The organism is Verrucomicrobiota bacterium (assembly GCA_016871535.1).
GTDB lineage: Bacteria > Verrucomicrobiota > Verrucomicrobiia > Limisphaerales > SIBE01 > VHCZ01.
This window is the reverse complement of sequence record VHCZ01000012.1, coordinates 1-24571: the sequence shown is the minus strand read 5'-3', so window position 1 is coordinate 24571 and position 24571 is coordinate 1. Positions and strand designations below refer to the sequence as shown.

The 24571-nt window shown below is 61.0% G+C and carries 19 protein-coding genes and 2 pseudogenes; 14 read left to right on the top strand and 7 right to left on the bottom strand.

Annotated features, from left to right (window positions below):
• Window positions 1-364: 364 nt before the first annotated feature.
• Complete coding sequence (locus tag FJ398_03105; protein MBM3836946.1) at window positions 365-610, top strand: CopG family transcriptional regulator; 246 nt, start codon at window positions 365-367, stop codon at window positions 608-610.
• A gap of 142 nt (window positions 611-752) precedes the next feature.
• Here FJ398_03105 and FJ398_03100 read toward each other — a convergent pair whose 3' ends face one another.
• Together FJ398_03100 and FJ398_03095 are read right to left on the bottom strand one after the other, a co-directional pair.
• Window positions 753-3032: a hypothetical protein gene (locus tag FJ398_03100; protein ID MBM3836945.1), complete on the bottom strand. Its 2280-nt coding sequence runs from the start codon at window positions 3030-3032 to the stop codon at window positions 753-755.
• A gap of 49 nt (window positions 3033-3081) precedes the next feature.
• Window positions 3082-3711, bottom strand: coding sequence for a hypothetical protein (locus tag FJ398_03095; protein ID MBM3836944.1), 630 nt, complete (start codon window positions 3709-3711; stop codon window positions 3082-3084).
• A gap of 110 nt (window positions 3712-3821) precedes the next feature.
• On the opposite strand from FJ398_03095, the gene FJ398_03090 reads away from it, so the two are divergent.
• Entirely contained in the window at window positions 3822-5900 is a 2079-nt protein-coding gene (locus tag FJ398_03090; protein MBM3836943.1) for a hypothetical protein, read from the top strand.
• 168 nt (window positions 5901-6068) lie between these two features.
• Here FJ398_03090 and FJ398_03085 read toward each other — a convergent pair.
• Window positions 6069-6239: pseudogene (locus tag FJ398_03085) on the bottom strand (hypothetical protein).
• Window positions 6240-6696: 457 nt separating this feature from the next.
• Here FJ398_03085 and FJ398_03080 point away from each other — a divergent pair.
• The 4 genes and pseudogenes from FJ398_03080 (at window position 6697) to xylA (ending at window position 10184) form a co-directional block, all read left to right on the top strand.
• Window positions 6697-7830, top strand: a complete 1134-nt coding sequence (locus tag FJ398_03080; protein ID MBM3836942.1) for a hypothetical protein — start codon at window positions 6697-6699, stop codon at window positions 7828-7830.
• Window positions 7831-7987: 157 nt separating this feature from the next.
• A complete protein-coding gene (locus FJ398_03075) occupies window positions 7988-8323 on the top strand; it encodes a hypothetical protein (protein MBM3836941.1) in 336 nt (111 codons plus the stop codon).
• 314 nt (window positions 8324-8637) lie between these two features.
• A pseudogene (locus FJ398_03070) lies at window positions 8638-8772 on the top strand (gfo/Idh/MocA family oxidoreductase).
• 98 nt (window positions 8773-8870) lie between these two features.
• Window positions 8871-10184, top strand: a complete 1314-nt coding sequence (gene xylA, locus FJ398_03065; protein MBM3836940.1) for a xylose isomerase — start codon at window positions 8871-8873, stop codon at window positions 10182-10184.
• A 388-nt stretch (window positions 10185-10572) separates the two neighbouring features.
• On the opposite strand, the gene FJ398_03060 is transcribed toward xylA, so the two are convergent.
• The gene (locus FJ398_03060) at window positions 10573-11511 is read right to left on the bottom strand and encodes a dihydrodipicolinate synthase family protein (protein ID MBM3836939.1); all 939 of its coding nucleotides are present in this window, start codon (window positions 11509-11511) and stop codon (window positions 10573-10575) included.
• 601 nt (window positions 11512-12112) lie between these two features.
• On the opposite strand from FJ398_03060, the gene FJ398_03055 reads away from it, so the two are divergent.
• On the top strand, window positions 12113-13576 hold the full coding sequence (locus FJ398_03055) for an MFS transporter (protein MBM3836938.1): 1464 nt from the start codon (window positions 12113-12115) through the stop codon (window positions 13574-13576).
• Between the two features lie 7 nt (window positions 13577-13583).
• Here the strand turns inward: FJ398_03055 and FJ398_03050 are convergent, their stop codons facing one another.
• A complete protein-coding gene (locus FJ398_03050) occupies window positions 13584-14066 on the bottom strand; it encodes a DUF2339 domain-containing protein (protein ID MBM3836937.1) in 483 nt (160 codons plus the stop codon).
• Window positions 14060-16225 carry a DUF2339 domain-containing protein gene (locus tag FJ398_03045; protein MBM3836936.1) on the bottom strand — a complete coding sequence of 722 codons (2166 nt, stop codon included), beginning with the start codon at window positions 16223-16225 and terminating at the stop codon, window positions 14060-14062. The genes FJ398_03050 and FJ398_03045 overlap by 7 nt, the downstream gene beginning before the upstream one ends.
• Window positions 16226-16341: 116 nt before the next feature.
• On the opposite strand from FJ398_03045, the gene FJ398_03040 reads away from it, so the two are divergent.
• The 3 genes from FJ398_03040 to FJ398_03030 all read left to right on the top strand — a co-directional run bounded on the left by FJ398_03040 (window position 16342) and on the right by FJ398_03030 (window position 19263).
• Entirely contained in the window at window positions 16342-18291 is a 1950-nt protein-coding gene (locus FJ398_03040) for a tetratricopeptide repeat protein (GenBank protein ID MBM3836935.1), read from the top strand.
• A gap of 180 nt (window positions 18292-18471) precedes the next feature.
• Complete coding sequence (locus tag FJ398_03035) at window positions 18472-18981, top strand: hypothetical protein (protein ID MBM3836934.1); 510 nt, start codon at window positions 18472-18474, stop codon at window positions 18979-18981.
• A gap of 54 nt (window positions 18982-19035) precedes the next feature.
• Window positions 19036-19263 carry a hypothetical protein gene (locus FJ398_03030; protein ID MBM3836933.1) on the top strand — a complete coding sequence of 76 codons (228 nt, stop codon included), beginning with the start codon at window positions 19036-19038 and terminating at the stop codon, window positions 19261-19263.
• Here FJ398_03030 and FJ398_03025 read toward each other — a convergent pair.
• Complete coding sequence (locus FJ398_03025; GenBank protein ID MBM3836932.1) at window positions 19245-19733, bottom strand: cupin domain-containing protein; 489 nt, start codon at window positions 19731-19733, stop codon at window positions 19245-19247. The two genes, FJ398_03030 and FJ398_03025, sit on opposite strands and share 19 nt — an antisense overlap.
• Window positions 19734-20062: 329 nt before the next feature.
• On the opposite strand from FJ398_03025, the gene FJ398_03020 reads away from it, so the two are divergent.
• The 4 genes from FJ398_03020 (at window position 20063) to FJ398_03005 (ending at window position 24545) form a co-directional block, all read left to right on the top strand.
• Entirely contained in the window at window positions 20063-20767 is a 705-nt protein-coding gene (locus FJ398_03020) for a sel1 repeat family protein (GenBank protein ID MBM3836931.1), read from the top strand.
• Between the two features lie 250 nt (window positions 20768-21017).
• Entirely contained in the window at window positions 21018-23150 is a 2133-nt protein-coding gene (gene glgP / locus FJ398_03015) for an alpha-glucan family phosphorylase (GenBank protein MBM3836930.1), read from the top strand.
• A 371-nt stretch (window positions 23151-23521) separates the two neighbouring features.
• Window positions 23522-24064 (top strand): hypothetical protein, encoded by a 543-nt coding sequence (locus tag FJ398_03010; GenBank protein ID MBM3836929.1) that lies wholly within the window; start codon window positions 23522-23524, stop codon window positions 24062-24064.
• Window positions 24065-24074: 10 nt separating this feature from the next.
• Window positions 24075-24545, top strand: a complete 471-nt coding sequence (locus FJ398_03005) for a hypothetical protein (protein ID MBM3836928.1) — start codon at window positions 24075-24077, stop codon at window positions 24543-24545.
• Window positions 24546-24571: the final 26 nt, after the last annotated feature.

Below are 24571 nucleotides of genomic sequence, written 5' to 3'. Positions count from 1 at the left end.
TGGAACCCACGGCAGTTTCCGTGTCGGCGGCCACAGCGGCCTTGGTTGGGAACGCCGCGCTTCAAGCAGCCCCACCCGCGTTGGCCGGCGCGGGGCTTCTTTTGGCTCGTCTGGCAAGTTTGCCATCAGGCAGAAGAGCGCCAGCGCCTGAACGACGCGTTTGGCAGTACGCGAGAAGAATTTGCAGCCTGGGAGAGGTCGAGTCTGCGGCGGGAGGAAACGCAAGGGGACAGGCTGGTGCGCCTGACGATTCCGCCAAACCCGGAACTGGCCGTGGGTCTGTCGAACCGACTCGCTGCATTGCTCCTGACAACCTTGGGTCAGCAGCGCTCGGAGTTGCTCCAGCGTTTCTCCGCAGATTGGTTTGCTATGGAAGATGTATTATGGTCCGCCCGTGAGTGAAACCTTGACCATCCGGCTGGGAGAGAAACTGGCCAACGCTCTCCGGGAGCAGGCACGGCAGACGGTTCTTACCCAGGGCGAAATCGCGCGCCGGGCCTTGGAGTCGCACCTGCATCGCGGCGATCAACTGACGGTCATGCGACACCATTTCGGAGCTGTAAAAGGACCGTCCGACCTGAGCACCAACAAGACCTATCGCCGCTCCTGAAGAAAAAGGCGGGAATGAACGCGATTTGATTCCCATGGTTGCGCCACCGCCTTGACTCTTCCGTTGCACAAACGGCAACAGAACTTTGATTTCATCCGTGCCCTGGTGCGCGGATTCGCGCTTGGCCGGTTGACCCGAACGATCAAGGCTCCGCAACGAACCCGTGATACCGCGCCATCCAGTAGGGCAACAGATACGCCGCGCCGTCGTCCTCGTGCCGTCCATCTCCGCCGCTGTCCGGAACGTAGGGATTTGAATTCCACTTTTGAAAGTTGCGCTCGTCCGCCGGGAGCACGTGGGCGAGTTGGCGGCGCGCGAATCGATCGGACCGAGGCTCGAACACCACGTCCGCGCGGTGGCTGTTCCGCATTCGCCAGGTGCGGCGGTCCGTGGGAATTTCCCGGAGATTCCGGATGCCGGCTTCGAGGTCGGCGTGGTTCGGATCGATGGTCGCGTAGGTGAAAATGTAGAAACTGGGACCCTCCGGCGCGACGACCTGGTAATCGCGCCGCACGGCCGCGTGCAGCGCCGCGCGAAGCACCGGGTCTTTCTCCAATTGAAGGATCGGATACCAGGCGACGAACGCGAGCTGGTCGTCCGAGTGGTTCACTTCGTCTGGGAAAACCTTTTTCGTGAGCAACACATTGCTGAGGTAACGGTGTTCCAGAATGAGTTTCTTGTAATGGGCGAAATATTTCGGGTCGCCCGTGATGTAGTGGGCCACTTTGAGGAACGAGAGCATCTGGAGCGAGTTCAGGCCGTTCTCGAGATAATGCTCCGGGTCGTCGTTCAGGTTCTCCGGATTCCAGAACCCCCAGAGCGTGCGTTTGCCGGTCCAGTCGATAAGCTGGTAATTGTGGTCCAGAAGGTAGTCCGTGATTTCGCGCACTTGTTGGACGCAGCGCTCGCGCTCGGTGGAATCGTGTTTCGCGATGTGCTCCCAGAAGGTGAAGAACGCCAGGTAATGCCCATCGATCTCGTCGCTCGAAGTATCGCTCTTCCAGTACAGCTTGCCGTCCGGCGTGGGGCGCCATTGCTTGCTCTTGGTCCGGCCTTCCTCGGCGGTCACGACGCTGCGCGCCACGAGTCCGGGCGTGCCGGACGCGTCCTGCAGCATATAGAGCGCGTGCATGCTCTGCGTCGCCGACGCTTTGGCGGCGGCGTCTTGGGTCGCGCCGAAGCAAAGTGACATGGCGGCCACGTGATACGCGGTCCAGAGACCGTCGTTGTCGTTGTCGCCAATCGTGTGCGAGGCGGGATTTTCGGCATCGTTCAACATGGATTCCGCCACGAGACCAAAGCGGCGGTGGCGCTCGTTAAGGCGCTTTTCAATGGCGCGAGCCTTTTCCAGCAAGGTGGTTTTCACCAACGCGATCCGGCTGACCCCGGCAGCCGTGGCGAAGAAAGGCGTCCCGTCGGGCGCGCACGCCACCGAGAGAACACGGTCCTCCGGAAGGTAACGCCGTCCCGCGCGGTAAAACCATTTGCGATCCGGCGCGTCGGGCCCGTAAAAGATCGCGCCTTCCGAAGTGCCGATCCACAGGTTGTCGTCCTTGTCCACGGCCAGCGCTGTGATGTCCTCGACAGGCAACCCCTCGCGGCCGCAGAGGTGCCGCCACTTGCCGTCCGCCGGCCGCACGCTGAGTCCGAGCGGCGTGCCGATCCAGAGGGTGTCCTTCGAGTCCACGGCGAGGGCGGTGATGCGGGTGGAGAGCGGCCCGTCCACACCATAGTGCTCGTGCTTGAGGGCCCGCGCTTCGGGCGGGGTCTTGTGGTAAAGGCCGGAATCCGAGCCGAGCCAGATTCCACTCCGGGTGTGCACCCACGAGGTCGCTTTGGTCCCTGGCGGAATCCCCGGGGGAGCGGAAGGTGCGGTTTCGGCCGTTTGCCATTTGCCATCGCGGTCGCGACGGAGGGGGCCGGAGTCCGTCACGACCACGAGTAATCCGTTCTCATCAAAGCGGACGGATCTCACGCCGTTCGTTGGGGCGCCCGGCAAGTTCTCGCGGACGTGTTCAATGAACGGCAGAACGCGGATGGGCAATTGCTTGGGCTTCCCAAGCGGTTCGAGCGGGCCGACGACATTGGCCAGGGGAACTTTCGCTCCGAGAAGCTCGCTGTGGTTCGCCGCGGAAATCGGAATCAACGACGTTCCGAGAAGGACGGCGAGCGCACATCTCAACTTGTGAGCACCAAGCTGAACTGCGCTCCCTTTCCCCTCTCCCTGCCCTCTCCCCAAGGAGAGGGTGGCACCATGGCCATCAGGGTTTGAAGGCAGGGCATGGGGAGCTTCCTGCGCGGGATAGAATTCCTCCCTCTCCCCAAGGGAGAGGGCCGGGGTGAGGGGAATAGGAGCGTCGAATCTGAATCGACGCTCAAATACCAGGTTGTGTCTGAAGCCAAGAGAAAAGTGATGAGTCATGCGGGGATTAATCCGGGACGCGGTGGAACGCGGCCTTGGTTTAAGTTCCTCAATTCCGCGTCTGCTGCACGATCAAGTAATCGGCGCCCTGCGCGCGAACCCATGTCCCGCTGAAGGCGAATCCGTTTTTCTGCCAGCTCAGTGAGAACGCCGTCTGCGGATTCTCGACCTTGGTGTCGCCCATCTTGGATTCCACCAATTGCACGGCCTGGGCGACGGGAAGGTTCGAAACTCCCGGATCGCCGACCTGCAGACCATTCGGCAACGCCAGCGGCGTCGGCGACACCACGACCCATTCATAAAAACCAATCGTCGGGTCCGGCACACCGCCATCGCCGAAGCTGAGAACTTTGGCCCCGGCGGAAAAGGCGAGTCCGGAGTTCCTTCCCAGTTTTTGCAGTGCGGCTTCGGGCGTGGCGACCGGCGGCTCGACGGGCAAAGCTTGCGGCGCTGGAGCGGGAGCCGGCCGTTCAGCCGAATGGGCAGGGGCGACAGCCTGCGGAGGAGGAGCTGGCCGAGGGGCGGCCGCGGATTTTTCCGGGGCCGACACGCTGGGAGAAGCTGGCGGCTGCAGCGCCGCGCCGGCTTGCGACGGCACCGGTTCGCGGCGACCCAGGAGCGCCAACAAAAGTACGCCCGCAGCCAAAGCGACCAAGACAAGCCAAACGTTTCGATTCATGAGTCACGAAGCCAGTTTTGCATTTCTACGGTGGGCAGGAGCGTAAGGCCGGATCAGACCACGGCGCAAGGAAAACTCCTGGCGCAACTTTGAACTTTGAACTTTGAACTTTGAACAAACTGATCTGCCGGCGTAGGGTCATGACCGCCCAAAAGCCCATGACCACTCACCTTCGCCTCTCCTGTCTTTTGGCCGCGAGCCTCGTCGCCATCGCGCCTTCCCTTCTGGCCACCGTCGCCCGCATCGAAATCAATTCCCGCGAGCCGTACGCCCAGGGACGCGCTTTCGACGAGATTGGACCGTACGAACGGTGCCGCGGCCAGGCCTTCTTCGCGGTTGATCCGAAACATCCGGCGAATCAGACGGTCATTGACCTGGGACTGGCACCGCGCAACCCCGCCGGCCTGGTCGAATTTTCAGCCGATGTCGAATGGCTCGCGCCCAAAGATCTGGCCAAAGCCAACGGCGCAGTTCTTTACGACGTGAACAATCGCGGCAACAAGGTCGCGCCCGGCATGTTCAATACCGGCGCGGACGAATTCCTGATGCGCAAAGGCTACGTTGTGCTCTGGAGCGGGTGGATCGCGCAAACTCAGCCGGGTGAAGGACGATTGCGCCTGCGCGCTCCGCCCGCCTTGCAAGATGGCAAACCGCTGGTCGGATTGGTGCGCGCGGAAGTCGTGCCGGAAACAGCGGCAGACCGGCACACGCTGGCGCAATGGGCCAATCAAGGCTCCTTCGAGCCAACCGAACGCGGCGAACGCGACGCCGTGCTCACCTGGCGGTTGCGCGAGAAAGATGCGCGCATCACGATCCCGCGCGAACAATGGCGCTTCGAGAAACGTTGGATTGAAGTCAATGGCGAGCGCGGCGAGATGCCGCAGATCGACCTGGTCCTGCCCGCCGGTTTGCAGCCGGGCTACATTTACGAAGTGGTTTATGAAGCCCAGGGTTCGCTCGTGCAAGGTCTCGGTCTGGCCGGGATTCGCGATCTGGTGGCGTTCCTGAAATACGACGCCTCCGACCAGAACCCATTCGTCAGCGCCGGCGCAAAATCCTCGGCGATGAAGTTCGCTTACGGTTTTGGCGTTTCTCAATCCGGACGCTGCTTGCGCCAGTTCCTGTACGACGGCTTCAACGCGGACGAACAAGCCCGGCAAGTTTTCGATGCCGTGATGCCGCACGTCGCCGGCGGCGGCCTGGGCTTCTTCAATCATCGCTTCGCCTCCCCCACGCGGCACAATAGCCAGCACGACAATCATCTCTTTCCGGCTGACCAATTCCCGTTCACGTACGGAGACGAACGCGATCCCTTCTCCGGACGTGAGGACGGCATCCTGCGCCGTGACCGCGCGCGCGGCACGGTGCCGAAAGTCATGCACACGCAAAGCAGCAGCGAGTACTGGCACCGCGCCGGTTCGCTGGTCCACACGGACCCGACCGGCGTTCGCGATTCCGTGTTGCCCCGCGAAGTGCGCGTCTATTGTTTCGGCGGAACACAACACGGCGCGGGCAGCGGCAAACCGGGCTCTGCGCCCGACCGCGGCCAACTCATCGGCAATCCCGCTGATTATCGCCCGCTACTGCGCGCCTTGCTCACGGCCCTCGATCAGTGGGTGCGCACGGGCCAAGAACCGCCGGCCAGCGTTTATCCGCGCATTTCCGATGGCACGCTGGCCGGCTGGCGCGAAAAAGAGAGCGGCTGGAGCGCGCTTCCCGGCGTTCGTTACCCCGAAGTCATTCACACGCCCGAATTTCTCGATCGCGGTTCGGAGTTTTTTCCGCGCCGCCGCTCGACCATCGAACCGCCCATCAGTCGCGGACTGTATGGCGTGAAAGTCCTGGCCTGCGGCGCTGACAACAATGAACGGGGCGCGCTGCTCATCCCGGCGGTCGCCGTACCCGCGGGCACTTACACAAGCTGGAACCTCCGCAGCCGCGCCCACGGCGCCGAGAACGAACTGGTCTCATTGGCGGGTGGCTACGTGCCGTTCGCGAAGACGGCCGCCGAACGCGAACGACTCGGCGACCCGCGTCCGTCCTTGCGCGAGCGCTATCGGTCTTTCGACGATTACTCCCGTCAATTCCGCGCCGCTGCCGAAGCGCTGATTTCCAAACGCTGCCTGCTCGCCGAGGAACTCGAATCGCAGATGAAATCGATCGAGTGGGTGCGGCCGAATTTCGATTGAGGCCTGGAGTGCGCGGATGCAGCGCAGCGAAGTCACTGCTTTGAAGTTGGTAGTCGTGAGGCCCTCCTCAACTCGTCCACGCAAGGTTTCAGGCGGTGCGACTCTCCACAGCCGATAAAGCAAAAGGCAGTTGTCTGCTCCTTCGTTTCTCGCTGCATCGACACGCCCTTATCGCGCCGCACGCACGTCGTAGCACCAGAGCGTTCCGTGATCACGGATGTAAAGGTTCCCGTTGGCGACCACGGGATAGGCCCAGGACTTCTCGCCCGGAATGGTGTGCTTCGGCTGATCGGGCGTCGAGTACCCGGAGCCAAGGTCAGTGACTCGCCACCGGAGCTTCGGCCCTTCTTTCGGTCATTCTTTGAGGAGACCGGTTTCCTGGGAAACACCGTTTCGGTGCGGCCCGCCCCATTGCGGCCAATCAGAAGCCGCGGCAGACAGGGCGACCAGGAGCGTGAGAAACCCACAGATTTGAATTTGGCGATTCATAGACATAAGGAACATGATGTTTGTCGGCAAACGGACCGGAAAGGGAATCCCATCAAGCGTCGCCGGAGACAAACAAAAAATTCAGGGCTGGCCGCTTTGCCGTTTTGCCGTTGACGGTGGATCGAGCCGCGGCGCACAATCCCAAGCCGTGGCGCTATCAGATTTCCAACCGCAGGCAGTTCCGGTTTCGGGAGGCGGTTCTGCCGCGATTGAAAGCGAAGCCAGATCAATCAAGGAGACACCTGAGGATTGCTCCCGGGACCGGGTGTCGATCGCCGCTCCGCGCGGCACATAGGAGAACCATCGCATGAAACATCATTCCCGCTGGGCCGGCGCGCTCGCGCTGGCGCTCATCGCCGCTTCCATTCCAACCCAGGCCGGCGTGATCCTCATCAGCACGCGCAACCCGCAAGACACGCAGTTCGGCACGGAATTCGTCACCGACGAAAAAGGTCCGGGCATGGTCACGCCCGGCGACGTCGCCATGGCGTCCAGGCTCTCCGATTACGGCTACGCCTGCCGGCTCATCCTCGACAAATTGCTCGGCCCGGCCGCGAGCACGGTCGGGCAGGATCCGCAAAACTTTCTGCAACCCTCGAACAAGGAATTTGCCCCCAGCCTGGTGATCATGTCCGGCAGCGGGGGCTCGGCAGACACGCCGCCTCCCCCACCGGGCATTCCGGTGATGATGGGCGAGCACGTGTGCCTGGGCAACAATTCCGGGCGCCAGGGCAGCATTTTCATGTACAACGGGACCGCCAGCAGCGACCCGAATGAAGCGAGCACGCCTCCCGCGACCAAGTATATGAAAGTCGTCGCGCCGGATCATCCAATCATGGCGGGCATTCCGTTGGACGCGCAGGGCCGCGTGAAGATTTTCCGCGAGCCGTATCCGGAGGAGGAATCGCACGTGCCCACGGGGGGCAAACGAAATTTTGAGTATCGCTGGTGCACGCAAGTGAAAGCCGACGCGGCCGCCGGCGCCACGGTGCTGGGAGTGCTCGACGGCGCCGACGATCGCGTTTGCCTGGCGGTGGTTGAGAAAGGCGGCACGCTGGCCAACGGGGAGAAAGCCTCCGCCCGCCTCGTGCACATGTTCACCAACGAACAAGGTTCGGGCGGGTCGCGCCGTGTTTTCATGGCGGTCACGGAAATCGGGCAAGTGATTTTCGTGCGCGCGGCGAAGTGGGCCATGGGCGAGGAACTGCCGCGCTACAAGGCGTTGCGGATCGTGGAGGCGAAGGCGGCAGGGTTGCAGGGCGTCAAGCTGACCTGGGAAAGTTCGGCGAAACAGAATTACCGCATCCAGGCCAGCACCGATCTCAACGCGTGGAACACGGTGGTGGATGACGTGGCGGGCGCGGATGGCGTTTTGAGCCGCACGCTGGAAGTCGGCGCCGTTTCGCAGGCGATGTTCCTCCGCGTCGCATCGCTGCCGTAAGTTCGCGCTACAGTTCAAATGGGGAGCGCACGCGCCCCCGCGTGCCGTGGTCGGCGCCCTCGCCAACCACATCCTTCCGCACAAAGGCGCCTCCCGGAGAACGGTCGCGACAACCGATGGACAAATCCGTGTTGCCTAAGTGGAGGTTGATGAAATCATGCGGCGGATTCCCAAAGGCCGATTGATCACGATCAATGAAATTCGCGGCGTTCTGGCCAAGAAACATCGCGTGGACATCGCCTGCCCGATTACCACCGGCATCTTCGCCTGGATTGCCGCGCACGCCGCCGAGGAAGCCGCGGCCGAAGGACGGAAACGCGTCACGCCCTACTGGCGGACGCTCAAGTCCGGCGGGGAACTGAACGCCAAGTATCCGGGCGGAATTCCGGCGCTGCGCGAGCGGCTGCAAGCGGAAGGCCATCGCGTGGTCCAGAACGGCAAGCGGCATTGTGTGGTGGATTTTGAACGAGCCCTCTTCGCTCCACCGGTATGAAGGATCTGCGGTTCATCGCCACTCTGAGAGGCCGAGGGTTTGGTGGACGACCGCTGTTCCCCCTCACACCCCGGCCCTCTCCCTTGGGGAGAGGGGGAACCCGTCGTTGTCCGTCGGCCAATCCGCGCGCCAAGACCTGCTCCAGCGCGGCAAACGACGTTCCCTCTCCCTGAGGGAGAGGGTGAGGGTGAGGGGAAGAGGGCGGACGAAAACCAGTTGACTTGGAGATGAACCGAACGCGTCAGCCGGCAGTCGAGACAAACCGCGAACTGTGCTTCGCGATTTTCGGCGCGGGCTTCTGGTCGCAGTTTCAGCTTGCGGCTCTGCGCGGTGAGAACTCAGCCGAAACGACCGGCGAAGATAATCTGAAAACGCTCCGTTTGGTCTATGCGGCCTACGACTCAGCGAAGACCCGCAAAACTGTCCATCTGAGCGATGCAACGATTTAACCCCTTTAACGATTTAACGATGGGTTGCGGTTCCTTGCCAAGCCGCGTGTCGAGCGATAGAGTCGCCGCCCGAAACGAAGAAACCTGAAATGAAGTCTATGCCATCCGCGTTTCCAAAAATTTCCAAGATTCAATACGAAGGCCCTCGGTCCAAGAATCCGCTCGCCTTCAAGCATTACAACCCGCACGAGCTGGTCGAAGGCAAACCGATGAAAGATCATCTCCGGTTTTCCGTCGTCTATTGGCACACGATGCGCGGCGCGGGCGCCGACATGTTCGGCTGGGGTTCGGCGGTGCGGCCCTGGGAACTCGGCGAAGGCAGCGTCGAAGCCGCCAAACACCGCGCCCGCTGCTTTTTCGAGTTTTGCGAGAAACTGGGCGCGCCGTTCTACGCGTTCCACGACCGGGACGTTGCGCCGCATGGCAGGACGCTGAAGGAATCGAACCGGAACCTCGACGCCGTGGCGAAGGTGCTGAAGGAGGAACAGCAACGCACCGGCGTCAGGCTGCTCTGGGGCACCGCGCAATTGTTCGTGCATCCACGCTTCATGCACGGCGCAGCCACGAGCTGCAACGCCGACGTGTTCGCTTACGCCGCCGCCCAAGTGAAGAAGGCGATGGAAGTGACGCATCAACTGGGCGGCGCGGGCTACGTTTTCTGGGGCGGACGCGAAGGTTACACCACCTTGCTGAACACGGACCTCAAACGCGAGATGGATCACCTCGGCGCGTTCCTGCACATGGCCGCCGATTACAAGAAGAAGATCGGATTCAAAGGCCAGTTTTACATCGAACCCAAGCCCAAGGAACCGACCAAGCATCAATACGACTCCGATGCTGCGGCGTGTCTGAATTTCCTTCGTGAATGCGATCTGCTGAAGGATTTCAAACTCAACATTGAAACCAACCACGCCACCCTCGCCGGCCACACGATGCAGCACGAATTGGAAGTCGCGGCCGCAGCCAAGGCCCTCGGCTCGATCGATGCCAACACCGGCGACATTTTGCTCGGCTGGGACACGGACCAATTCCCGACGGACCTGTACCTGACGACGCAAGTGATGCTGACCATCCTGAAGATGGGCGGCTTCACCACGGGCGGCACGAATTTCGACGCGAAGGTGCGGCGAGAGAGCTTCGAGCCGATCGATCTTTTCTACGCCCACATCGCGGGCATGGACACCTTCGCGCGCGGCCTGAAGATCGCGGCGGCCATCCGCAAGGACGGGCGTCTCGCGGAATTCGTCCGGCAGCGCTACAGTTCCTGGGATTCCGGCATTGGCGAGAAGATCGAGAAAGGCAAAGTCGGGTTCAAGGAACTGGAAGCGTACGCGCTCAAGATGGGAGAAGTGACGACGAACGCGAGCGGACGCCAGGAGTTCCTGGAGAATCTGATTAACGAGTTCGTTTAGCGGGCCGGCGCCAGGATACGCGGGCAAAGGGTGATTCCCTCAGCCGGATCGGATGGGGAGCGCACGCGCCCCCGCGTGCTGGAGTCGGGGCCCTCGCCGACTTCATTCCATCGCACTGAACCGTCCCATTCCGTGCCATTGATTCAACGACGCTCCGACTGGCGAGGTGCCAGTCGGCACACGCGAGGGCGCGTCTGCTCCCCCAGTTCCAACGGAATCGTTCCGGTTGGAGTGCAGGTGCGGCAAGCGTCCTCGCGCCTTCAGTGAAGCTTCCACGAAGAGCAGGTTTGAAAATTTCGCCGCTTCGTAGCAGCCGGGGTAACGAGGCTTGGAGAAACGGGAAGAAGTGATCTCCTCACGTCGGCGGCTACGAGCTTCAAAGCACGCTCTAAGAATTCCACCCGGCTTCAAGCGCCTCCTCTAACAAATCGAACAACCGATCCACTTCTCGCCGGGTTTCCTCGTCCAGAGTGTAACCCGTCGGCCCGCGAATGACTGCGTTTTTGAACACGCCTTGCTTCACGAGCAAGTATTTTTCAACGGCCAGGAAAGCGTCCAGGCTGGTTTGGACCGCCACCAGTGACGAAATCGGCAAGGAAAGTTCGTAGGCTCTCTTTTCATCCCCGGCTTTGAGCGCGCGCCAGAGGGCAACGATCGCCGCAATGATTTCTGCGCCCGGCATGGTGCCCACGACGCCGCGCCGGAAACTGTCCACCAGCCCAATCCCGCCTGAGCCCTCGAAGATTCGCGCCCGCCCATTGGTTGTGTCCCGCAACGCCGAGAGTCGAGGCCCAATGGGCGTGGCCTCCGGTTTGAACAGGACGCGTTCGGGAAAGTCGTCCAGCAATTTCGCTTGCAGTTGAATCGACATGGGCCGGCCCACGTAACCGCTCGCGTCCTGCACGACCAGGGGCAAAGGAGCCGCGGCAAGGATGCGGTCGTAATAACGGCGCAAGGCGTCTTCGCTGACACCGACCGAGACGGGCGGGATCGCCATGAGCGCGGTGGCTCCAACGGCGGTAGCGTGTCGCGCGTGTTCGGTCGCCGCGAAGCTGCTCTCTGCGCCCACGCTGATGACCACAGTTCCACGCCCGCCAACTTTCTGGCACACAAATTCCGCGACCTGCCTGCGTTCGGCGTCCGTGAGGCGCAACGTTTCAGACACCATCGCCATGACCACGCCATCGACGCCCTTTTCAAAGAGCCAATCGATTTCGCGTTCGAGCGTCGCGAAGTCGATGGACTCGTCTTCGTGATAGGGCGTTTGAAAGACGGACAAGACACCGCTCAGGTGGGTGTTCTTTGGGAGGAGCGTTGGTTCGTTCATTGAGGTCGTTGCAGCGTTACAACGTTACAAACGTCAAATCAGTTAAATGAGTTAAATGGTTAAAGCGGTTAAATCGGTTCAACGGCTGTACGACAAGTCCTGGATCGAATTGAGTCGTGCGCGTTCAGTGCATCCACTGGTTGTCGCCGTCCACGTAGCGCAGAGTTGCACTCTGCCGTATCGCAGATTTGGAATCTGCGGCACGCCCGCCAATCCGGTGCGGTCGGGTGAGTTTGTCGCGCAGCCGACTACAAGTCGCGATACGGCGGATTGAAAATCCGCGCTACGCCTCACGGCCAACTTGTGGATGCACCGTGCGCGCTGCACCTTGCCGAAATCGGTCGCGCGAAGCGAGGAAATCTGCTGTCATCACAGGGCGCGCTTCCGAATATGAACCTTTCGTTCCTCGCAGCCCTGGGCTTTGAGGCAGAATCCCGTTGGGATTCTCGACGGAGAATTGCGTGTTGTCTTCGGCACTTTCGATGCGCAGAGCATGCCCAAACACGGCAGACGACTGCCGCAGTCCAAGACGCTGGCGCGAGGCAGAACACTTATCTTGGTTCCTTGGGATTGAGGTTTGGTTAGAAGAGCCTGCTTTCCTATGGGGCACATGAACAGCACAGTCGCTGAACTTTCGCGGCCCACGCGCGTTCGATTTGTCGTCCTGGCGGCGCTCTGCGCGGCGGCGGCCATTTCCTACATGAGCCGAAACTGCCTGGGCGTCGCGGTGGCCGACGGGAAGATTGGCCGCGAACTTCAGTTGAGCGACCGGCAGATGGCCTGGATCATGTCGGCGTTTTTCGCCACCTACTCCGTGTTTCAGATCCCAAGCGGCTGGACGGTGCAAACGGTGGGGAGCCGCCGCGCCCTGCCGCTGTTCGCGTCCGTGTGGTCGCTGGCTACGTCGGCCATGGGACTGGCGACTGGTTTCGTCTCGCTCTTCGCGGCGCAGTTGGGCATGGGCCTGGCGCAAGCGGGGGTCTTCCCGGCCTCGACTCAATCCATCGGACAGTGGATGCCGAGCACGCGGCGGGCGGTGGCTTGCGGCTGGCTGGCGAGCTGCATGTCCGCGGGCGGGGCGGTAGCGGTCGCGTTGACCGGATGGATGCTGCAAGAGATGAGTTGGCGCTGGGTGTTCGCGGTGTTTTGTTTGCCCGGCTTGATTTGGGCGTCAGTGTTCTACCTTTGGTTTCGCGATACGCCTGCCGAACACCGCGGCGTCAACGCAGCCGAACTGGAAAACATTCGGGGGGCCGATTCTGAAGCTATTCTTCCTCTCCCCGCGAGGCATGAGCGGGGAGAGGATCGAGGAGAGGGGAAAGCTCAAGAGGAGGGCCCTCCTCTCCCCGGCCCTCTCCTCCCTTCGCAGGGAAGAGAGAGAGAAAGGCATGCCTTGCCTGAAGCGCCAACTGCCTATTCCTCTTCAGGGAAGGCCGAAGCCGCGCGGGTATGGCAGCCGATCCTGACCAGCGTGCCGATGTGGTTGATTTGCGGGCAGCAATTCTTTCGCGCCGCCGGTTACATCTTTTACGGAACCTGGTTTCCGAAATTTCTGAAAGAAACCCGCGGCGTGAGCACGCTCGAAGCGGGTTATCTCACGAGCCTGCCGTTGCTCGCGACCGTGGTCGGCGCGCTGGTGAGCGGGTTTGTGATCGACTGGATTCTGGTCAAGACCGGCAGCCGGCGATGGAGCCGGCAAGGGGTGGCCATTGCGGCAATGGTCGGCTGCGGGTTCTTTTCACTCCTTGCTTACTTCGCAAAAGACGCCGGCTTTGCTGTGTTTCTCATCACGGCGGGATCGTTGTGCGCGGCGTGTGGCGGGCCGTGCGCGTATGCCACCACCATCGACATGGGCGGGAAACAAGTGCCGCTGGTCTTCAGCATGATGAATACGGCGGGCAACTTGGGCGCGTTCCTGTGTCCGGTTGTGGTCGAACGCATTGTCGCCGCCACGGGCAATTGGAATCTGGTTCTGCTTTTCTTCACTGGCATATTCTTTTCCGCCGCCCTTTGTTGGAGTTGCCTGAACCCCAATGGCACCATTGTGAAGCATAGTTACGGCTAAGGTCCGTTCAATCCGCCGGCGGAATAGTTTTGTTTGCATGAGTCCGGGCCAGGCTGGCGGTGAAGCGTTGGTAAAGAAACGATGCCACAATCGCGATCACGGCAACGCCAATGAGCGCACCGATCCGATAGAGCTGCGCCAGCTTCGCGAGGTCGTGTAAAAACAGCTTCAAGACCGTGACGCCCAGAAGCGCAAGCGCCGCATACCGCGCCGCCGCGATTGCGCGGTTCAACCCGATGACCAGCAGCACGAGCGCGAAGAGCGCCCAGGCGATGCTGTACGTCATGTCGCGCCCGAAATTGCCGGAGAATTTGAACGTGAGCGTCCTTGCGCCGGGTGCGGTGAAAAAGTCTGCGACCTGGATATTCACCAGCAGAAAGGCGAGCACGGCGCCGAGCGTGCAAAGCAACGCCGGCGCGCGCACATTCAAAACGCGGTCGCGAGGCGGCGCGAGCAGACGCGCGCTGGCGAACAGGCTGACAATCACCAGACCGTAGGCGTAGAGGTACCAGTTGAGACGGGCATTTCACTCCGGGCATGGTAGCCGAGCACGGCGGGGTTCAACGACAGCCGGACAAAAGCGATGACGAGCAGCGCGACGCCGGTCAATCGCAACCCCTCGTGCGCAACTCGGTGAAAAAGCCAGCACAAAGCCGCGCCTTCCAGCCCCCACGCCACGGTCAGCCATTGCCGCTCGAACTGCAGCGGAAAAATCAGCGTGATGAAAAACAAACCCACGCCCCCGAACAACGCAAGCTGCGCTTTTCGCGCCGGTGAATCCGCGGCGAGCCGCTTCAGAATCGCCGCCAGACTGACCAAGGCGGGCACCGCGAAAATAACGCCGAGCAAGCCCATGACCTGATTGGGCCAGGCCGCTTTCACCAATCGATGCACCAGGAAGAATTGCGCCGGTCCGGCCAGTGCTGCAGCGGCCCAGGGCCCGGTGGTTTCTCCAAACTGCCGCAGGAAACAAAATGGAAACACCGCGAAGGCCGCGAAGAAAGCCACATACCAGAGCAGCGGCGTCAAAGCCGCCTCGGTACTGAACAGGCGCATGTGCCACGCGTACTCCAGCGCCGCCACGCAACCCAGTCCGATGACCGGCAGCCACTCGACTTGAAACAGCCGGGTCACACCGAACAACATCCCCAGGAGCAGCAACGCCAGACCGAACACGGGGGATGGATTCGCCAACGGCACACGCCCGGTCAACATCACCAGCAAGGCGAACGGAAGCACGAGTGCGAACGCGGGGAGGGACGCTGCGATCTCGTCATCCGGCGAAGTCTGCGAGTCGTTTCCTGGGCTTTGCCCGGGCAGCTTGCGCTGGAGCCAGATTCCAGCGGCGGCAAAAAACACCGCGCAGAGGCCCAGGACAAGCAGCAAGAGCGGGAGGCCCGTCAGGTCGGCAGGAATCTTGAAAAGGATTCCCGCCGCAGCCGCGAGCGTGAGAAGGAGCGCCGCCACCACCGGCACCGCCGTCGCCGCCAGGGCTGCCAGAACAACCGCCAAAACGTCCACCAGCAAGATCACCGGCCAAACGAGCACGATCAGCTCCGTCAATTGGAAAATCGGGATCAGCAGGACGAGCAGCGCTCCGGGCGCGAACAAGAGAGTCCACCTCGGCGGCGTGCCGGGTTCGCCGTCGAGCCGCCGCAAAGCCAGCGGCAGCAGAGAATGGAACGCGGCGAACACCAGCGTGAAGGTCAAAGCCGCGGGAAGCAGTTCATTGGAAACGCGCGTGCCCAGCCAAACGGCCAGGAGGAGAAACATCGCCGCGCCTGCCAACGGCTGCGCCGCCACGAGCCGGCGATCCAGCCGCGTCAGCGCAAACACCGCTGCGTCCACCAGAAACGCGAAGCTGAACATCCACCACGGCCGCGCCCCCAGCGATTCGAAGCTGATGAAGTAAAACGTGAAGCCGAAAGCGACCGCCGCCAGGGCCAGCATGGATCCGCTGACGAGATGTTTGTTCCCAGCATCCTGTGTGGAGTCCTTGAACGACCCCCTCTCCCTGTCTCTCTCCCCCTCGGAGCGGGAGAGGGTGTCCGCAGGACGGGAGAGGGGGCCGGTTCTGGCCAGGCGCATGGCACCCAACCACAGCGCGTTGAATCCAAGCAGCACCGCGAGCGGGATGAGAATCTTGTTTCCGAGATAATATTGTTCCCGCTCGAAAAACTCCGACACCCAGCCGATCTGCATCAGGATGGTTCCCGCCGCGGCCAGCGGCGCGAGATAGAACCATCGGCGGTGCAAAGCCACTGCCAGTAATCCGGCATCGAGCAGCGCGATGTAAGTGAACAAAGCCACCGGAGCGTCCTGTCCGGTCGAAAGCAGGATCGGAGTCAGGAAGCCGCCCAACATGCCCAGCAAAGCCACCACGTGCGCCGCAAGGCGCACCGCAAGAACGAAAGCCGCCGCCGTGAGGAGCGCCATCAAGGCAAACGTTGGCGCAGGACCGAAAAACGCGAAGTGATAGATCGCCCGGCACGCGAACGTGACCGCATAGAGAATGACGACGCCGGTCGCGCAAAGCGTGTGCGACGTGATCGTGTATTGCTTCTGGCGCATCAACACGCCGCCGACCACCAGGCCAATGCCAACGAGGAATCCCAGCGCGACCCGGACTTCGGGCGGAATGGCCGCAATCTCCTGTTCAACGCATCCTCAGTTAAGGTAACTGGGGTTTCAGCAGCAGTCCCAATCTGGCGAAAAGTTCTCCCTTTTTCGTGCCTTTCGTGTGTTTGGTGGCTTGAATTGGAGCCGTGACTTTGCGTTGGCCAAAACCGCATCGCCCCGAACCTGGCGCGGCACGACGACGCGAGCGATGGTTCTGGATTTTGACCGCGACCGTGCTCCCGGCGCTGGCGCTGGCGGTGTTGGAATTGGGGTTGCGGCTGGCCGGCTACGGCTATTCGACGCATTTCTTCGTGAACCATCCCTCCGCTCCGCCCGGCAGCCTGGTGGAAAATCAGCGCTTTAGCTGGCGATTCTTCGAACGCACCGCAGCGCGCTATCCTCGTCCTCTGCTGTTGTCCAAGCAGAATCCGCCGGGGACCTACCGGATTTTTGTCTTCGGCGAATCCGCGGCCCAAGGCGATCCCGATCCTGTGTTCAGCTTCGCGCGAATTCTGCAAGCGTTGCTGAGCGAACGATACTCCGGCGTTCGGTTTGAAGTGATCAACGTCGCGTTCACCGCAATCAACTCGCACGCGCTTCTGCCCATCGCCAGGGAATGCGCGGCCCTGCAAGGCGATTTGTGGCTGGTGTACATGGGCCACAACGAAGTCGTCGGGCCTTTCGGCGCCGGGTCGCCCTTTGGACGGAAAAGCCCGCCGCTTCCCGTGATCCGCGCCAGCCTGGCCCTCAAGGCCACACGAACCGGGCAACTGCTGGCTCACGCCGGCGAAAAGCTTCTCTCGATGCGCGGGTCGCGCACAGGTTGGGCCGGAATGACCATGATGCTCGGCCATCAAGTGCGCCAGGACGATCCGCGCATGAACCAAATTCACGATCACTTTCAAAAAAATCTCGACGACCTCCTGCGCCTCGGCCGAGAGAGCGGCGCAAAAATCGTCCTCAGCACGCTGGTGGCGAATCTCAGAGACTGCCCGCCTTTCACCTCGCTTCATCGTCCCGACTTGAAAGAAACCGAGCGCGCAGCCTGGGAGCAAACTTTTCAGGCCGGCGTCGCGTCGGAAACCGCGGGCCGCTTGGACGAGGCGCTCGGAAAATATGAGGAAGCCGCGCGGATCGACGACACCTTCGCAGAGCTTCATTTTCGCAGCGGCCGGTGCATGCTGTCGCTCGGAAAACTCACCGAAGCCAGGGCCCATTTCCAGAAAGCTCGCGATCTGGACACGCTGCGATTCCGCGCGGATGAGCGGCTCAACGAAATCATCCGCGACGCGGTGACGCGGGTCAGCACACCGGATCTGCGCCTGCTCGACGCCGAGGCGGAATTCTCCCGGCAAAGCCCTGGCGGAATCCCCGGCAACGAATGGCTCTACGAACACGTCCACTTCAATTTCGAAGGGAATTATTTGCTCGCGCGGTTGTTCGCCGATCAGATTGCCTTGCTGCTTCCTGCAAGCATCACCAACCGGACCGGACGCGGAAACTCGTGGATGTCGGAATCGGAGGCCGCGCAGCGCCTGGCGTGGAATGACTACAGTCGTTACTGGGCCAAGCAACACATTCGGCAGCGATTGCTTCAGCCACCCTTTACGGCTCAGCTCGGCCACGACGACCGTCTTCGCCGATGGGAGGAAGACCTGATCAAGCTTCAACCCCGCATCAAATCGACCGGCTTGAACCGCGCTGCCAGCTTGTGCCGCGCTGCGATTACCCAGGCTGAGGACGATTGGGTGCTGCACGATCTGCTCGCCTTCCTGCTGGCGAACCTGGGAGATTGCGAAGGCGCGCTCGCGCAGTGGCGCCGAGTCAGCGAACTCGTTCCCCATTTTGCGACGCCGTATTGCGAAGCGGGAAAAACGCTCGCGGAACGAAAGGAAACTGACAAAGCCGCCGCGATGTTCGCCCGGGCTCTGGAGGTCAACCCGGATTACGCGGAGGCGCACTTCAATCTGGGGTTGATTTGCCTCAAACAAGACCGGCGAAGCGAAGCCATCCGCCACTTCCGCGAAGCCCTTCGGCTGGACCCGTCCAACGACCCCGCCCGGCTCAATCTCCAAAAACTTCTCGGCGGAAATTGAACCCGGATCCGGAAATTCAGACTCGATATCGAGGCATGTTAAACAGGAGGAAACAGAGGTAACAGAGACACAGAGACTGACGATTGAGGTCCATTTCTCTGTGCTTTTTCTCAAGAAGGGCGCTCTCAAAGGCGTCGCTCTCCACGAGCATCCGGATGGGTTTCGTTTCAGAACTGGACGATGCTTCTTTCACTGTTTGGCCGTGTAGGTCAAATCGTCGCAATAGAGGAATTGGTGCGCCTGTATGCGGCCCGATGGGAACAGGAACTCTATTTCCGGGAATTGAAATGGCACTTGAACGTCAATGACCTGCTCCGCAGTCAAACGCCAGAAACGGCGGCGCAGGAAGTGTGCGCGATGATCATCGGCAGCTCCTTGATCGCCCACGAACGGGCCAAACTCAAACCCGGGGAACCGCTCCAACACCGCGTCAGCTTCATCAAGACGTGGGAGACGCTCGAACCCCTCTGGCTGACTTTGCTTCTGGGGGCTGATATTCTGACCGAAGAGCAGAAGCAACAATTGTGTGATCGGTTCTATCGCTTGGCGGCCCGCCGCGTCATGGCCAAGAAACGAGATCGCTCGTGTCCTCGAGCGATGCGCCAACCGATCCAGCCCTGGCCGCGAAAACGAAATCAAAAAAGCACGGAAGGTCCCTTGGAAGTCTCCGTCCTCTCAACCCGCTCATGAAGAATTACCGAATGGCATTAGGCTAAAGCCGGAACTACGTGCAGGGCGTGGTTCATGGGCCGTGTGCATGGCGCCGTGGCCAGGGCGGCTTCCCTTAAACCTTACGGTAGGGCGAGCCTGTGCCCAGCGAGCCAGACTGGACGTGTTCCGAGATCGTCGAACGGCTCGCCGAGACGGACTCGCCCTACCTCGCGGAGCTGGAAGCAGCCTGAAGGCTGCGGTCCGCGCAGTTTTCGGTTCATGGGCAACGCTGCTCACGAGTTTCATTCCTCTCCCTGGTAGTAATCCAGACCGTCCGAGCGAATCAGTTTTCGCTCCGGCGAACGAACCAGCCATTTCCCGCTGTCCGGATAATAGCAGGACTCGCCGATCGGATTGTCCGCGACCACGTAGAGCACGAGGTCCTCGCCCGAATCCGAGTTGGGATTCGTGATCTGATGAGGTTGCCCCGGCCCGAAAACGAACGCGTCGCCCGGTTCGATCGGAGTTGTTCCGTGCTCGTGCCGGACGATCCCTCGGCCGGAGATCACGTGATAGAATTCCCACTGGGCGCTGTGGGAATGATATGGGTAAGCGCTTTTGCCTGATGGGATGCGGCAAATCTCCACGTCGAACGGATGCCGCTCTCGGAGGTCGGTCGAGTTCGGCTTGCGCCCCAGCGCTTCGGAGATCTCCTTCCCGGCGCCGCCGAATTTTCCTTTGGGCGACGACCACGAGATTTCGGGGATATCCTTCGTGTTGATTTTGCGCAGCGCGCTCATGGTGTTGTATCGAGTCGTGCCAACGGCAGGCTGATGTGTCCTAGCTGAACTAGCCCGTTCAAGCAATCCCACTCCACCCACGCCTCGGCAATTCGCCCGTCTGCGACTCGATAAATGCTGATGATCGCTTCAACGAAGCCTCTGACCACGGCCTTGTTTTGCTCGATGTCCATGCGCTCAGAACTCAGGATGGCTACACGGATACTTTTCTTTGCGCAGCGGCGCGAGGTTAAAATTGCCGGAGATTGCGCTGCCTTAACGGATCGATTACTTTCCGCGCCGTGATTGCCTCTCAGCCATACCAATGAAGTCGATTCTTTATGCTGGCTCTGGATTTTGAAGGCACCAAAGCGCGAGCGGAGCAAGGGAACGTCTCCGCTCAATACAACCTGGGTGTCATGTTCGACAATGGACTCGGTGTAACCGAAGATCCGGCGGAAGCCGCCCGGTGGTATCGACTGGCGGCGGAACAGGGCGATCCGGAAGCGCAGTCCAATCTCGGCGTGTTGTTCGACGCCGGCCGCGGCGTGCCCCAGGATTTTGTCGAAGCCGTCAAATGGTATCACAAAGCGGCGGTCCAGGGACACGCTCGCGCGCAGTACAATCTCGGATTGATGTATGAGAACGGCCTCGGCGTGCGCCCCAGCGACGCCGAAGCCGCCGCCTGGTACCGCCAGGCCGCCGAGCGCGGAATTGTCGCGGCGCAGAGCAACCTCGGTTGCCTTTATGCGCACGGCCGAGGCGTGCCGCAAGATTACGCCGAGGCGCACCGCTGGAACATGCTGGGGGCGCAGAGCGGATCGGCTCAGGCGCAATTCAATCTCGGAGTGCTTCACGCGAAAGGACTCGGCGTGCCTATCGATTACATTGAAGCGTACAAATGGTTCAGCCTGGCCGCGTCGCAGCGCTATGCGCAGGCCGTGAACGTCCTTTACCTCTTCGCGCAAGTCATGGCGCCAAATGAAGTCGCCGAAGCCAAGCGCCGCGCGGAAGAATTCACGGCGGCGCAGGGGCGGCGCCATTGACAAAGTAGCGCAGAATCGAATTCTGCTGTATCGCGGATTTGAAATCCGCATGGCCTCGGCGAGTTGAGCGCGCTTGGATTTCCCGCCCCCGCTGCCGAATGCAATTCGGCGATACGGCAGATTGAAAATCTGCGCTACTTTGCCAACAAGCCCAGGCGCGTTGAAACCGGGAATTGGTTTGCTCTGCTTTCCGCTTCTGGCTACGTTGCGCACCGCGACTGAAACACTCGCGTAACTTCGTTTACTTTCTATGACCAAAACCGCCCTGTCTTCATCGGAATTGACCGACCTCATTGTCGGGATCAACCGGATGGCTCGCAACCTCTGGTGGACCTGGAGTCAGGAAGCTCAGGAGGTGTTCCACGAACTCTCGCCGCGCGGCTGGCAAAACCTCTACCACAACGCCGTAGCCGTGCTGCGGGAAGTTTCCGATTATGAGTTGCGCGTGCGGCTCCAGGACCAGGAATTCGCTCAACACGTCCGTGAAGCGCTCCGAAAATTCGAGGCGTATCTGGCCGACAAGAACACCTGGGGACGGGCTCACGCTCCTGCGCTTCACACCTATCCGGTGGCTTACTTCAGCGCCGAATTCGGTTTTCACGAAACGCTGCCCATCGCCGCCGGCGGCCTGGGCATCCTCGCGGGTGATCACGCCAAGTCCGCGAGCGACCTGGACATCGGGTTCGTCGGCATCAGCCTGTTTTATCGCGAAGGTTACTTCCAACAAACCTTCAACCACGAAAACTGGCAGATTGAGGTTTATCCGCTTTTGCACCCGAAAGACCTGCCGCTTGAACCGGTGCTCAACGCCAAAGGCGAGCCGGTCGTCTGCACGGTCGAAATCGCGATGGCGCAAGTCTATTTCAAAGCCTGGCGCGTGAATGTCGGGCGTTGCGCGGTGTATCTGCTCGACACCAACCTTCCGGAAAACGAGCAACGCTACCGGGACCTGACGGTGCGCGTTTATGGCGGCGACAGCACCACGCGGATCATGCAGGAAATTCTCCTGGGCGTGGGCGGCGTCCGCTTGCTCCGGCACCTGGGCATCGAGCCGTCGGTCTTTCACATGAACGAAGGCCACGCCGCTTTCCTGACGCTGGAATTGATCCGGGAAAAGCTCGCTGAAGGAAAAACTCTTTCGGCGGCGATGTCCGCCACGCGGGCGCAATGCATTTTTACGACGCACACGCCCGTCGAAGCCGGCCACGACCGGTTCAGCAGCGATCTGATCAGCTATGCATTGTTCAAGCTGCAGCACCAGCTCAAACTTTCCTTGAAGGAGTTGATGAAACTCGGACAGGTGGAAGCCGGGAGCGAAACCGAACTCTTCTGCATGACCGTGCTCGCGCTCAAACTGTCGCGCGCGGCCAATGGCGTCAGCGAACTGCACGGGCAAGTCAGCCGCCACATGTGGCAACCGCTTTTTCCGAAGAAGACCGCCGACGAAGTGCCCATTGGCCATATCACCAACGGCGTTCATTTGCTCGGCTGGATGAAGGGACCGGCGCGGCGTTTTTGGAGACGCAAACTGGGACCCGACTGGGAACAAAACATCAACACGCCTGAGTTCTGGGCGCGCGTCGAAGACCCGGAGTTTATTTCCGACGAGGAAATCTGGGCCTTGCGCTACAAACTCCGCCGCGAGTTGATTGAATTCACCCGGCGGCGTTTGTTGATTCAGGGCCAGCGCCTGACCCAAAGCGACTTCATTGCGTTCGATCAACTGCTGAACCCCGACGCGCTGACGATCGGGTTCGCCCGACGCTTTGCCACTTACAAACGCGCGCCGCTGATTTTCCAGCAGTTCGACAACATCGTGAAGCTCGTCTCGGACAAACACCGGCCCATCCAGTTCATCTTTGCCGGCAAAGCCCATCCGAAGGACGACGAAGGCAAACGGTACATCCAGCACATCCTGCATCTGAGCAAATACACCGAACTGAAGGATCATTTGATTTTCGTCGAGAACTACGACGTTCACGTGGCGCGGCAGATGGTGTCGGGCTGCGACGTCTGGCTGAACAATCCGCGCCGGCCGCTGGAAGCCTCCGGCACGAGCGGCCAGAAAACCGCCTGCCACGGTTGCCTCAACCTGAGCATCCTCGACGGCTGGTGGCGCGAAGGCTACGACGGCACGAACGGCTTTGTCATCGGCGACGATTCCCACCCGGACAACGTGGAGGAACAGGACCGGCGCGACAGTGAGAATCTCTACCGCGTCCTCACCGAGGAAGTTATTCCCACTTTCTACAATCGCGATGCCATGGGAATTCCTCACCAGTGGATCGCGAAAATCCGGCGCGCGATGGCGACGCTGGTCCCGAAGTACGATACCTGGCGAATGGTCCAGGAGTACACGGAGAAATATTACCTGGCGCGGTGAGATACGGTGACACCGGCCTCCGCCAGTCTGAACCGATTTCTTGACCACGGATTTCACGGCTTTCGCGGATGCGAAAGCCGTGAAATCCGTGTGATCCATGTAACCAGTGGCTGAATCAGGTTCGTGGAGAGGGAGAATCCGTCACTGTTCGTCCGCGGTCCGACGCGGCCAGATTGGCTCCCGCGCGGCCAACGGTGTTCCCTCTCCCTGAGGGAGAAGGCCAGGCTGAGGGGGAAGATGGCAGACGACAGCAGAAGGTTTAGAATGAACGGCGGGGAACCAGGCCGTCCCATGAGCCAGTTCATGTCGAGGTTCGCACAAACTGTTGCTTCCAGCCGCTTCTGAATTAGTGTGCATGAGTGGTCCAAGCCATGCGTTTGACGAAACGACACCGGGCCATAATTGTTGCCGTCGCCGCGATCTTGATCTTCGGGATCCTGGGACTTGCGCTGCAGCCTCGCGAGCCAGCTTTCGGAAGGAAGCGCCTGACTCAATGGCTGAACGAAGGCGTCTGGGGTGACGCCTCAAAAGCCGAACGCGCGATTCGCGAGATCGGTCCCAAGGCAATTCCGTGGCTGCTCAGAGACCTTCAGACTGACGGCTCTTCCTGGAGAGAAAGGTCCGCGGCGTTCATCGACAGAAACCCGCGGTTCCGCTGGCTGAGAACACGTTTTCCGTCGGCGCTGGACCGGCAGCGTCGCGCGCATTTTGGATTCAAAACATTAGGCGCCAATGCCCGGCCCGCCGTTCCTTCGCTGGTCCAGATGCTCCGGGATTCGCGGGTCCGCGCCCGTCAAAACGCCGCGTCAGTTCTTGGCTCGATTGGGCCTGACGCGAAGGCGGCCGTTTACCCGCTGATCACCCCGACGAAGGATGAGCACGACAGCGACACTTTATCTGTCGCTGTAGTGTGAGGACGATACCGTGCGTCGATTGGCAATTTATGCGCTGGGAAATCTGAAAGCCGAAGGCAAGCCCGCCGTTGCCGCGTTGCGCAGAATGTTGCGAGACCCGGATTACGTCGCCTGGATAACGCGATCCGTGAAACGGGCGGCCTCTCCCGGCGTGTTCGGCGGCTATGTTCTGCATCCCGTGACTGTCGCGCTGGGAAACATTGGACCGGCGGCCGCGGAAGCGGTTCCAGACCTGTTGGACATGCTCAGGACCGGAGAACCTTTTGCGCGGGCATCAGCAGTTCGTGCGTTGGCGAAAATCGCGCCGGGTTCGCGGCATGTCATCGCGGCCATCGAAGAGGCTTTCGAAAGCGAGGATCAAACCGTCAGCGCCGCCGCCGGCACAGCTCTTTCGGAAATCCTTGGCGCCCCAACGGTCCGTGAACGCCTCAAGTATGGCGGCGCTGTTTTGAAGACGTTGAAAGAACCGGATTTGGATTGAGCCGCTCGCAAACCGTGTGAAGAAGA